The sequence below is a fragment of the Gardnerella sp. 2492 genome, assembly GCF_050320365.1.
Classification (GTDB): domain Bacteria; phylum Actinomycetota; class Actinomycetes; order Actinomycetales; family Bifidobacteriaceae; genus Bifidobacterium.
Window position 1 is genome coordinate 441807 of record NZ_CP186952.1, and the last position, 12860, is coordinate 454666.

Here is a 12860-nt window from a genome sequence, read left to right on the forward strand (position 1 = left end):
CGAATAGCGCAACTGGCATAGCGTTCTCAGAAAACAGTGGCGAAAGCCATAATCTAAGATCAGGTGAAAAACTAAACTCACATGCTAGGCTAAATTCAGCTAATAATAAAACTCAGCACGTAGTAATTCTCGCTAAAGATATTTATGAATGGTTGAAACAACGTTCATGCGCTGTAGCTGTAGCTATTGCTCTTATAGCAGTTAATTTCATAAATTGGGTTGTTGTTACTGTTTTACATTTTTACAAATATGGAGCAAACGCTACACTTTCGCAATTTTTCGCACGACACAAACCTACTCAAGGCCCTACATTATTCTTCGGCCACGGAAATATTGGCACGCTTCTCGTAAAACTTTGTCACACACTATTCTTCGTAAACAGTGTTCCTTCTCTTTTAGTAAACGTAATTCTCGCTATCCTACTAGTTGGATTAGCAGAAACAAAAATGGGAAAGCTTCGAATGCTGCTGGTTTCTATTACCAGCACACTAGTAGGTATGCTGATTGGCCTTATGGTTATAGGAAATCTTTCTATCATCATAAGTAATATGCATTGGATTACACGTATTCCTATACGACTTTCGCCTTTTACGCTTTTTATAGGCGCTTTTATGGCTGCAGCAACGTATGAGTCTATTCTTTGGCATCGTAGAATGCTGGTTTTGGGATACGCAATAACATCTGCAATGCTGCTTTATAGTGGAAATCCTGGCGATTATTGCACTATTTTTGCGGCTCTTACGGGACATGTTATTGGAAATCTTATGCAAAAAAATAAGTCTGCCAATAAGAATGTTAATTGGTGGGAAGGAACCGATTACGAGATACGCAGACTTTTTTCTGTAACGCAATTAGTAATGGCTTCAGGACCAATTTTTGCTTTATCTTCCAGATCTCATGCAGGAATTTTAACAACTTTAGGTCTTTTTATGTCGCCTCAAATGGGCACTAAAACCTGGCTTGCAAGATGCATGACCAACCACAGTTCTGCAAGCTGCCTTATCCACTCAGGTTTACAACATGTAGCTATTGGTGGATTATGGATTAGAATTATGCTTCCTATGCTAACTCTTATGCTAATAGCATGGGGTCTTCTGAAAGGTAGACGATTAGCCGCTTGGACAGCCATAATTTTTAACGCTATTACAGCCTTGTACGCCACAATGTACTTTATGTTTTTGCCTATTATTGCTACGAAACAAAGCTCTATAATACATCAAAGAAACGCTGTAGCAGTAGCGTTTATGCTTACGGCACTTCCTCCGCTTTTGATAGCAATATTGCTTGCTATTCATATACGTCATTTTTCAAACGATACGAAGATTGTGAGCGTAGGCATAGGTTTTGCTGTTATTATTATCACCCTATGCGCTACTGGAGCAAGTTACGTTTTCTTCGGATTAATGACTCCAGGAAGCTTCCTACCTTCTGCTGACTTGTACCATTTACTTAGAGATTTGCCAGGACGATGGATGCCGATGGGATTCGGAAATCGTTCAAACGCTATGCTTATACCTAGAACACCTCTAGCATCTTTCGTAACACAAGGCGTTGGCGTAGTGTTTTGGCTCGTACTATTCGTAGTATGCTTCACATGGTTCAGAATTAAGCTTGTTACCAACGAAAACGATAGGATCAAAGCTAGCAAACTAGTGGAAATTGGCGGAAACACAATGAGTTTCATGACTACATGGCCAGGAAACCACTACTGGTTCTCTCATACAGGAAAATCCGCTATAGCGTACAGATTAAAATACGATATTGCTTTAACTCTTACAGGACCTTTTGGAGATGAGAAAGAGTATAAGCAGGATTTTAACGGCTTTATACAACTTTGCGAAAAGAACTCATGGTCACCTGTATTTTACGCAGTGCACGAAAAACAACGCGAAGCACTAGAAGAATTAGGTTTTACATCTCTTAAAATTGGCACAGACATGCTCGTATACCCTAATCAGTGGCAAACTAAGGGTAGAAAATGGCAGGATATTAGAACTGCTATTAATAAGGCAAAACGCGACGGTATTATAGATGTGCTTAGCACGTACGAGGAAGCTCCTAATGAAGTACAGCAGCAAATCGTCGAAATTTCTGAATAGTGGGCAGAATTAAAAGCACTTCCTGAAATGAAATTTACTCTAGGCGGATTAGATGAATTACACGATAATCGTGTGAAAATTTTATACGCTATAGACGAAAGCGGAAGAGTACTAGGAGTAACAAGTTGGATGCCTACGTACCGTAACAATAAGGTAATTGGCTGGACTCTTGATTTTATGAGACATCGTACAGACAGTCCTAACGGAATTATGGAACTTCTTATAGCAAGAATGGCTGAACGCTTACGCGATGAAGGAATCAGCAATCCTGATTCGGCAGTAGAATTTATGAGCCTATCTGCAGCTCCTCTAGCAGGAATCGAAGAGGACGAGCTAACAAGCGGAAGTAAAAAATCAACAAATATTATGAATCACACTCTTGCAATGATGTCTGATATTCTAGAACCTGCTTATGGCTTTAAATCTTTATACTTCTTTAAAAAGAAGTTCCAGCCTGAAGCAAGCCCAGTGTATGTATGCTATCTTGATTCCGCTAAACTCGCACAAATATCATTAGCAGTTACTAGTTCATACCTTCCTGAAGCAAAACCAAAACAACTTTTAGAAATGGTAAAGTCACTGCGTAATAAAAAATAATCTGCGGCGCAACGCAGCATATACGAAAATGTAACATAAATTTTGTTTGATTTAACGTGCTGATAACACGTTCCGTCGGCGTTTTCTCCTCACTTCTGCGTAAAGTAACTATTGCACGTCAGGGAGGTCATCGTGTTAGAAATAAAGCCAACCGTCGCAGTCGTAATGGGATCTTCAAGTGACTGGGAAACCATGCGTCACGCTTGCGAAATGCTCGACAAATTCCATGTCCCATATATGAAACAAGTAATTTCAGCACATAGAACACCAGAACTTATGGCAGATTTTGCTCACAACGCTCGCTCTGCTGGTTTCCGTGTGATTATTGCTGGAGCTGGAGGAGCTGCGCATTTACCAGGCATGATTGCAGCACAAACAACACTACCAGTTGTGGGTGTTCCTGTGCGTTCTCACGCATTATCGGGATTAGATTCGTTACTTTCTATTGTTCAAATGCCAGGTGGAATACCTGTTGCAACAACAGCAATAGGTAATTCTGGCGCAACTAATGCTGGTCTTCTTGCAGTGAGCATACTAAGTACAACAGATGAGCGTCTGGCTAAAGAACTCGACCAGTATCGCGAATCATTAAAGGCGAAAGTCGAGGAATCTAATGCCGAGCTTATCTGAAGTTACTAATGGTGCCGTAGAAAGATTAATGCCAGGCGCAACAATAGGAATTATTGGCGGCGGTCAACTAGGTCGTATGATGGCTATTGCAGCCAGACACATGGGATTTAGAATCGGAGTGTTAGATCCTACATTAGACTGCCCTGTATTTCAGGTTGCAGACTTGCAGGTTGAAGCAAACTATGATGATCCTGAAGGATTACGAGAACTTGCAGAACGTTGCGATGTACTAACATACGAGTTCGAAAACGTTAACGCTGATGCGCTCGATAAAGTTCGTCATCTAACTGCCATTCCGCAAGGAACTGATTTGCTTAGAGTAACACAAGATCGCGTGTTCGAAAAGCAGTTTATTAACAAGCATGGCACCCAAACTGCTCCATGGCGTGAAGTCAATAATCTTGACGAATTAGACGCTGCTATTAACGAAATCGGCTTGCCTGCGATTTTAAAAACTCGCCGAGGCGGATACGATGGCCACGGACAGGACGTTTTGCGCACAGAAGAAGATGTTGCGAATATTCATCATCGCGCAGATCGTGGCGGAAAGTTCCCTCCTTCCATTCTTGAAGGCTTCGTCGATTTTGCTTTTGAAGCTTCAATAATTGTTTCAGGAAACGGAAAAGACTACGTTACTTATCCTCTTGCTAAAAACGTGCATCATAACAGTATTTTGCACATGACTCTTGTTCCTGCAGATGTAGATCCGCAGGTAGATAAAGAAGCTCACGAATTAGCTATGAGAATCGCAAATGGCTTTAAATTAGCAGGAACCTTAGGAATTGAGCTTTTTGTTACGCACGACAATCACGTAATAGTAAATGAGCTTGCTCCTAGACCGCATAATTCTGGGCATTACACGATAGAAGCTTGCGATATTGATCAGTTTGAGGCTCATATTCGAGGAATCGTAGGATGGCCTTTGCAAAAACCACGACTTCTATCCCCTGCGGTTATGGTAAACGTACTAGGTCAACACGTAGCTCCTGTGCGCTCTATGCTTCTCGATCATCCTGAATGGCATATTCATGATTATGGTAAAGCTGAAGTGCGCAAAAACCGAAAGATGGGGCATATTACGGTTCTGTGCGACGATCCTATAAAAGCTGCCGCAGAGTTAGACGCTACTGGTTGCTGGGATGATGAATTAGATTAAGTTACATTTAATAAAATATCTTACAGCTCGAAGAACGTGTAATAGACCCTAACGTATTATTCGCGATACGTTAGGGTCTATCGCATGCAAGATGATAATAAGAAGTAGAGCGCATTACGACGATTGATTTTGAATTGTATAATTCATGTAGAATTCGGTTTTGAACTAGTCTCAAAGCTCAAACAAGTACTAAACTTAAATAAGAGTAAAGCATTTGAAAGGACTCAAGATGGCCAGTAATCCAGTACGAAGACACACTAAGCAAAAAGATACGGTACTAGGTTATCTGCGTGAGTCTCGTAATTTTATTTCTGCACAAGACTTGCACAGACTACTCGCAGGAGATGGCGAAATTATCGGTTTAGCTACCGTGTACCGACAGCTTAACGCACTTACGCAAAGTGGCGACGTTGATACAGTGCGTTTTAACGGACAGCAGCTATTTCGCATTTGTGACGAGAACACTCATCACCATCATTTAGTTTGTGAAAAATGTGGTAAAACTGTTGATATTGAGCCACCTGACGACGAAGGTTGGATTCATAAAGTGGCTGAATCTCACGGATATACTGTAGTTGATCACACGCTGGAAGTTTTTGGCTTATGTGAATCATGCCAAAATGCGTAATAAATAATAGTAAAAAACAGTAATAAAATAATAATAAAAAATAAGCCCGAAATTGTTGAAATTCCGGGCTTTTTTAGTGCCCCCGACGCGACTCGAACGCGCAACCAACGGATTAGAAGGCCGTTGCTCTATCCTTTGAGCTACAGAGGCGCAAACTGCAATTATAGCAAAAACTTAATATAAACACGCCTTCAAAAGAAGATTTTAAAAATAAACTTACACTTATTCAATAACCCAAGCGAGAGTCATAAGAACCATAAGGAAGAACAGATTCACAATAGTATACGTGAGAAGATATCTACCCTTATGATTCGGATAATCATGAGTAAGACACTTATACGATATTAGAGAAGCCATGGAAGCAATCAAAGTACCCATGCCACCAAGATTTGTGCCAATAATAAGAAGCTTCCACTGATTACAGAAACCAGAAAGAAGAATTGTAGTCGGAACATTGCTAATAAATTGACTTGAAGCAATCGAAACTTCCATAGGATGCGTACCAACCCACATTTGAGCAAGATCACTGAAACCTGGTACGCGACGCATATTGCCAATAAAAATAAAGAACATAATAAACGTAAGAGGCAATGCCCAATCAAGCACTCGAAAAACGTGTCGATCGCACAAGAAAAAGGCCAGAACCATAATAAGCAACATTGCCCAATCAGGAATCAAACCACTTACACCAAGTAAACACACAGCAAATAGAGCACTATAAACCGCAACTCGCCAACGAGTGAAACTCATACCATAACCCATGATACGAATCTCATCAGGCTGCGGACGACCATGAGAAGGAGCAAGAACACTCTGCTCAATATCTTCGCCATGCAATCCTTCAAACTGATCAACACGATCTGATTTGAAGAAAACAAAAGCAAACGCAACCATAAGCAATGCAGCTGTAACAGTGTAAGGCGCCATAATAGCCAAAAAATCTTGGGTAGACATGTGAGTCAACGCCTTCAAATACAAATTATGCGCATTACCAATAGGCGTTAACATACTGCCAACATTCGCACCAATAGTCATAAGGGTTATAACAAGAATCGCATGCTTCTCAGCATTAGCCATAACCAGCACAGATAAAGCAAACGGCACAAACGTAACTAACGCCACATCGTTAGTAATCCACATAGATGAGAAAAACGTTAGCGAAATTAATATCAAAACCAAGCCGCGCTCAGTATGTACTCTTCGCAACAATCTGGCACCAATAGCACGAAATACGCCAATACGCTGAAAACCGCAGACAACCATCATAAGGCAAACTAATTGCAAAATAGTATTAACGTGAATGTAGCCAAAATATTGTGGATCTGGTGGTACAAGAAAACAAGAAATAACCGCTAAAATAGCTGCCACGATAAGGATAGTTTCGCACTTGACGAGATTCAGCAGCCAGCGCCTCATCATTCCTCCGTAAACAGCAAATATGACTCGTTCTATTATACTAGAAACCCATTCCCTTAATATTTACAACTCCCGACAAAATCGTTGAAATAGCAAGGTATTAGGAAGTATTAAGGGCTAGATTTAGCCGCAAATACGCAACACAAAAATCCGCCCTTTTTTATGACACGCGCATAGACTTAATTGTTACAAAAGACAAAAATATGTATATCATATAGAGCAAAGAATTTGTTGTCTAAACAAGAAGCGGATTATGGCAGAAATAAAAGAAACTGAAGACCAGAAGCTTAAACAAAAACTTGAACGACAGATGCATCTACGTAAAAATCACAAACGCAATACAGCAGATTTAATAGTCGAATGTTTAGTAAATGAAGGCGTAGAAGTAGTATTTGGCATTCCAGGCGAGGAAAATATTCCACTTCTTGAAGCGATTGAGCGCGACGGTCGAATTCGTTTTGTACTCACTCGCCACGAACAAGGCGCCGGTTTTATGGCCGCAACTTACGCTCACATTACCGGAAAGCCGGGCGTATGCTTGGCAACTCTTGGCCCAGGAGCGCTAAATCTTACGCTTCCTGTAGCTCAAGCAAACGCAAGCACTACCCCACTTGTTGCGATTTGCGCGCAAGGTAACGTTTCTAGACTTTATAAGGAATCTCACCAGATTATAGATTTGGTTGCACTATTCCAGCCGATTACACAATGGTCTTCTATGATGCTTGCTCCAGCTTCTGCGCCAGAAATGGTTCGAAAAGCATTCTCTATTGCAGGACGCAACCGTCCAGGAGCTACCTGCCTTGTTATTCCGGAAGATATTAGCGAAATGCCAGCGCCGGACGACGCAAAGCCTCTTCCACTTCCGCATCCGCTTCACATCATGCCAGCACCAGACATTATTGACGAAGCCGCTCAAATCATTAGTAAAGCAAAGCAGCCTATTATTTTGGCAGGAAATGGCGTTGCACGCTCACACGCGGAAAATCAGCTTCTCGAGTTTGCTGAGCAGCTTAATGTACCTGTTGCAACTACTTTCGAAGGTAAAGGCGTTTTCCCAGATAATCATCCGAATGCACTTGGCGTCGTTGGTTTTATGCATCGCGACTACGAAAACTTCGCTTTTGACACTGCTGATTTAATTATTGCCGTAGGTTTTTCGATTCAGCAGTTTGATCCTAAGAAAATCAACCCGAATATTGATAAAACCATTATTCACATCAATACTTTCGTGGAAGATACTGATGCGCACTACCCTACTGCGCTGAACATTATGGCGAATATTGGCCAAACGCTTAAAACTCTTACTTCAGTATTAAAAACACGCAACATTACTTTCGACGTAAGCCACCCGCGTATTCGACAGCTACTTACAGAAGAACTACATTCTTGCGAAAACGATGAAAGCATGCCAATGAAACCACAGCGCGTAGTATACGATATTCGTCGCGCTGTTCCTGAAGGCACGAAAGTACTGGTAGATACAGGTGCTTTGAAAATGTGGATGGCACGCTTGTATCCAACTATGCATCCGAATACTTGCATAATCGACAACAGTCTTTCAACTATGGCTTGGACACTTCCTGGCGCTGTTGGCGCTTCGTTTATTCGTAACGATTGCGGCAAAATTAACACGAAACCAATTTTGGCTGTTATGGGCGATGGAAGCTTCATGATGAATGTGCAAGAAATAGAAACTGCTGTTCGCGTTGGAAGCCGCATGGTGGTGCTTGTTTGGGAAGATAACGCTTACGGCTTAATTAAGTGGAAAATGGAACTTCACGCAGGAGAACATGAGTACGTTGATTTTCATAATCCGGATGTGCCAAAATTGGCTGAAAGTTTTGGTGCGCGAGGTCACGTAGTTAAAAAGCCGGAAGACTTGTACAATATGCTGCGTGAAGCTTTGGAACAGGAAAGCGGCGTTGACGTAATTTCTTGCCCAGTTGATTACAGCGAAAATATGAAGCTTATTGAAAAGCTTGGCGATATTGATTTTAGTAACTAAATAAAACGATTCCGTAATAAATAGAAAATAAACTAGAAAACGTACTTAACACCGAACTAATCAGTGTTAAGTACGTTTTATATTTCTAATTTACATAATTTGCGACTGTAAATCTTTTCTAGCAGTTTCCATTGAAGTAATCTGCCCAAGCAATGCAATCTTTTCCTGACCATCAGGAAGCTTAGCCATGCGAGCGCGAGCTGCACCAATACGACGCATATAACCAACATCAAGTAATCGAATAAGCAGCTCATTAGCATACTTACTTTCAGCCGAAGTAGCAACGCGCAAAAAATCCGAAGGAGAACCAGATGAAGATTGCTGATTCTGCTGAGAATTTTCATCAACTGAAGAACTATAAGTAGATTGAAGTGGCAAAGGCATAACAGAAAGCTCAGTAATTACAGGCTCAAGTAAAGGACCCGCAGACTTGGTCATAATATGAAGCCATAATCCTTGCGTAACGTTACCTGTTGGCAAACCTCCAGCAGCAACAAAAGCCTGAAATAGAGTACGAAATACTGGAGTCATAAAATTATTCAAAGTAAGTTGCGCAAAAAGCTTCTCATCAAAAGCAAGAGGCACTTGCAAAAGTAACGCCATAAACTGCTGTTCGCACATAAATACAGTATCGTCAACTCGGTAATAACTCTGATTTAAAGCCGCGCTACGTGCTGCAGCAATACGCGAAAGATTAGAACCACTAGAACGTGAATCTAATACCTGCCGTACTCCTAAACTTTGAGGAATATTATATTTTTGAGTGTAAGCATCGTCGTCTATTACTCTCAAACGTCGCCTAGCAGTTTCAACCTCACGACGCATAACAGCCAAATCAACACCAATCAGACGAACCGCTTTTCGAGTATATAAATCAAGAAGTGAACGATCGCGTATCTGCGCTATAAGTGGAGCTGCTGCTTTAGCCGCACCCATTTGACCGGTAGTTAAGGATGTATCAAAACGGTTAATTACCGTATCAATAACGAAATCGTATAGTGGACTTGCATGCGCAACAAGCGATCGCACAGCTTCGTCGCCTCGCTGAATACGCAAATCGCAAGGATCAAGATTATTATCTGCTACCGCGACGAAAGTCTGCGTCAAAAATGCTGAATCTAAACCAAAAGCGTGTAACGCAGCTTTCTGTCCTGCAGCATCACCGTCGAAAGTGAACACGATTCTAGAACTAACTGACTGCCCGTTCACTTTTAGAGGGCCAATAAGCTGAATGCCACCTAAAGAATCATCTGCAATAAGTCTACGTATGATCTTCGCATGCTCTACGCCAAAAGCTGTACCACATGTTGCAACAGCAGTATCGATACCAGCTAAATGGCATGCCATTACATCCGTGTAGCCTTCAACAATTACTACCTGTCGTTTTTTAACAATATTTGCTTTAGCTAAATCAATGCCGTACAAAACTTGCGTTTTACGATACAATGCAGTGTCGGGAGTATTAATATACTTTGCGCTTATAGAATCATCTTCGTAAAGTTTACGAGCACCAAAACCAAGCGTGCGGCCAGTAGAATCACGTATAGGCCAAGTTAAACGCCCACGGAAGTAGTCGTATATTCCTCGCTGACCGAGTCTAGCCAATCCAGCGTCTAACAGCTCTTGGCGAGTAAAACCTTTATTAGATAAATATCTAACTAAATTATCCCAACCTTTAGGTGCGTAACCGCAAGAAAAACGCTCACTTTGCTGCTCAGTGAAATTACGGCCGGCAAGAAGATTTCGCGCAGGAGCTGCTTCAGATGTATTAAGTTGTGACACAAAAAACTTTTGAGCTTCCTCATTAGCTTCTAAAAGTCTTGCACGTTTAGAACCAGCATTACTTTTAGAATCGCCTGATTGCGATTTTTCATAATGCATTTCAATATGGTACCGGTCTGCTAAAAACTCAACAGCTTCACGAAAATCAATATTCTCTTTCTGCTCGACGTACTTAAACACATCGCCGCCAACACCGCAGCCAAAGCAGTGCCACACTCCCAAACTCGGTCGCACACTAAAACTTGGCGTTTTTTCATCATGGAATGGGCAAAGTCCCACAAAAGTGCCGGTTCCGGAAGGCTTAAGCGTAACTGATGCAGAGACGATATCGTACAAATCTGCCGCAGCGCGCACGCGCTCAATGTCTTCTTTCACAATCATTCCAACCATGCTATCTAGCTTATCGCAAACCTGCGGCTAGCGGTATTACGCACATAACTTTCGTTTGCTTTCCGCAAGACGAAATTGTCGAAAACACCAAATCATTTGATGAAATAAACAAAACGCAAGACGAAAATGTCGAAAACACCAAACCATCTGGTGAAATCAACAAAAAGTGAGGCGAAACTGTCAAAAACACCAAATCATCTGGTGAAATCAACAAAAAGTGAGGCGAAACTGTCGAAAACACCAAATCATTTGATGAAATAAACAAAATACCGGACGAAAATGTCGAAAACACCAAACCATCTGGTGAAATCAACAAAAAGTGAGGCGAAACTGTCAAAAACACAAAATCATTTGATGAAATCAACAAAATACCGGACGAAAATGTCGAAAACACATAATCATTTGGTGAAATCGACATATTCACATTCACATCCTCATAATTCTTGGCACTCCAGCAGCAGTAAGCTTCTTTTCCAACTTTTTATAATCAATAACTTCCGAAAAATTAAAACGAACTATTTTACTTACTCCACACTCTTTCATAAGAAGCGCCTCACGCTCCGCCTGTTTGTCAATATTATGATTAATAACGCTTTGATTATATGAATTTCGTAGCATCTGGTTGTTACTAGAGGAATTTAGATCAATATTTGCATGATTATTATCAAATTCATCAATGTAATATTTGCTATATCCATCAAGCTCTCCAATAATTAAATCATTATTAGGAAGTTTCCAAAGAAAATCAGACCTATATTTAATACCGTAACTTTGTAACACAAACTCGTGCTGCAGTTTAGGAACCATAAAACCAAGAGTAATCATTGTGCCGCGCGCGAATGATTCGCCTCCGTTTTCACTTAAACCATTTGCGAAGTAACATAGTTTTCGTAATTGAGTCAAATTATCTTGTATGTTACTTCCAAATACATTCTCAAACGAAAGTTGAGAATTTGCCGTTACGCGATTTTGCATATAGCCTAATTGACCGGAATAATTTGTACCGTAGCACTTTCCAGATGATTCATCATATTCGTTATAGGTTTCCCCAAAATCCTCAATATCATAAGAAAAATCCGTAATATGATTACTGCTTTTACAAGCTTTAGCATTTTCACATCTTCTTCGGCAAATTTCAATAACCTTAGCAAAATTCACATTGTCTTTTGCTGCTGAATCGAAAATTGCTAAGGCAGATCTAAATGGCTTTGTTATAGACGTATCAAATAGCATTGTGCTTTTATCTACAATATGGCTTTTTATATCATCACTAATGTTGTCGCTAAAATGCGGAAGCTTTATTAACTTTCCTGCATGTCTACCATTTCCACCACTAGTTTTACCAATTGCGCTCATTGCGCTCATTGCTCTTATTGCTCCATTGTTCCTGTTTGCATTATCGGCATACGTCACAATGCGAACATTATCACTTGTGCCATCTTGCTCATTGCCAGTAGCATGAATTCTGTTCAAACATGGATTATCTGTATTAGATTTATAGCTTCCGCAACTAATATAAATCTGCGTAGCAGGATACGATACATTCCCTTTTTTATGCACATAATCAGGATCATCATAATTTTCTACAACCTGATATCCAATAAGCGCAGCTGCAGTGGAAGCAGTGAATTTCCAATTTGAATGACGTTCCATAAGTGGAATAGCTATATGCCGTATCTTTTCATGCAAGTAAAGTTTTTCCCAATAATCTTTTCGAGCATAAAGATTACGAAAAGTTCGCACAAACGTACCCGCTTTCACCTGCCTAATCAGCGATTGATGCTGATTTACATCTGTCGCATATATACAACGCTTTTCTTTTTCTGCATTTTCTGCAATTAGATTTAACTTTGTTCTGTTCATGAAATTAAGATTATTTTTAAAGTAACGCAGGAGCAATAAATTTTTTGCAATGTGGATATAGGGTATTTATTTTGTTTATTTCACCAAATCGTCTGGTGAAATCGACAAAACGCAAGACGAAACTGTCAAAAACACCAAATCATTTGATGAAATCGACAAAATGTGAGGCGGAATTGTCGAAAACACCAAACCGTCTGATGAAATAAACAGAATTAAGGACGAAACTGTCGAAAAAACCAAATCATTTGGTGAAATCGACATTTCTATTGATAGCAAAATTATTTAATTCGGATG

At 40.5% G+C, this 12860-nt stretch carries 9 protein-coding genes, 1 tRNA gene and 1 pseudogene; 5 read left to right on the plus strand and 6 right to left on the minus strand.

Annotated elements, in window-relative coordinates:
- Positions 1-140: 140 nt before the first annotated feature.
- The 4 genes and pseudogenes from ACPFYS_RS01690 to ACPFYS_RS01705 all read left to right on the plus strand — a co-directional run bounded on the left by ACPFYS_RS01690 (position 141) and on the right by ACPFYS_RS01705 (position 5110).
- Positions 141-2696, plus strand: a pseudogene (locus tag ACPFYS_RS01690) (bifunctional lysylphosphatidylglycerol flippase/synthetase MprF).
- A 165-nt stretch (positions 2697-2861) separates the two neighbouring features.
- The gene (gene purE / locus ACPFYS_RS01695; protein ID WP_427877576.1) at positions 2862-3326 is read left to right on the plus strand and encodes a 5-(carboxyamino)imidazole ribonucleotide mutase; all 465 of its coding nucleotides are present in this window, start codon (positions 2862-2864) and stop codon (positions 3324-3326) included.
- Positions 3310-4482, plus strand: a complete 1173-nt coding sequence (gene purK, locus ACPFYS_RS01700) for a 5-(carboxyamino)imidazole ribonucleotide synthase (RefSeq protein ID WP_427877253.1) — start codon at positions 3310-3312, stop codon at positions 4480-4482. Before purE ends, purK begins: the two co-directional genes overlap by 17 nt.
- 229 nt (positions 4483-4711) lie before the next feature.
- Positions 4712-5110, plus strand: coding sequence for a Fur family transcriptional regulator (locus ACPFYS_RS01705; RefSeq protein WP_427877255.1), 399 nt, complete (start codon positions 4712-4714; stop codon positions 5108-5110).
- 77 nt (positions 5111-5187) lie between these two features.
- On the opposite strand, the gene ACPFYS_RS01710 is transcribed toward ACPFYS_RS01705, so the two are convergent.
- Positions 5188-5260 (minus strand) — tRNA-Arg (locus ACPFYS_RS01710).
- A gap of 72 nt (positions 5261-5332) precedes the next feature.
- Complete coding sequence (locus ACPFYS_RS01715) at positions 5333-6526, minus strand: SLC13 family permease (protein WP_427877257.1); 1194 nt, start codon at positions 6524-6526, stop codon at positions 5333-5335.
- A gap of 310 nt (positions 6527-6836) precedes the next feature.
- Here ACPFYS_RS01715 and ACPFYS_RS01720 point away from each other — a divergent pair, with 310 nt between their 5' ends.
- Positions 6837-8531: an acetolactate synthase large subunit gene (locus ACPFYS_RS01720; RefSeq protein ID WP_427877578.1), complete on the plus strand. Its 1695-nt coding sequence runs from the start codon at positions 6837-6839 to the stop codon at positions 8529-8531.
- A gap of 90 nt (positions 8532-8621) precedes the next feature.
- Here the strand turns inward: ACPFYS_RS01720 and dnaG are convergent, their stop codons facing one another.
- The 4 genes from dnaG to ACPFYS_RS01740 form a co-directional block, all read right to left on the minus strand.
- Positions 8622-10703: a DNA primase gene (gene dnaG / locus ACPFYS_RS01725; protein WP_427877258.1), complete on the minus strand. Its 2082-nt coding sequence runs from the start codon at positions 10701-10703 to the stop codon at positions 8622-8624.
- Positions 10704-10713: 10 nt separating this feature from the next.
- Positions 10714-11127: a hypothetical protein gene (locus ACPFYS_RS01730; RefSeq protein WP_427877260.1), complete on the minus strand. Its 414-nt coding sequence runs from the start codon at positions 11125-11127 to the stop codon at positions 10714-10716.
- A 2-nt stretch (positions 11128-11129) separates the two neighbouring features.
- Positions 11130-12566 carry an AMP-dependent synthetase gene (locus ACPFYS_RS01735; protein ID WP_427877261.1) on the minus strand — a complete coding sequence of 479 codons (1437 nt, stop codon included), beginning with the start codon at positions 12564-12566 and terminating at the stop codon, positions 11130-11132.
- Between the two features lie 75 nt (positions 12567-12641).
- Positions 12642-12827, minus strand: a complete 186-nt coding sequence (locus ACPFYS_RS01740; RefSeq protein WP_427877262.1) for a hypothetical protein — start codon at positions 12825-12827, stop codon at positions 12642-12644.
- Between the last annotated feature and the right edge of the window lie 33 nt (positions 12828-12860).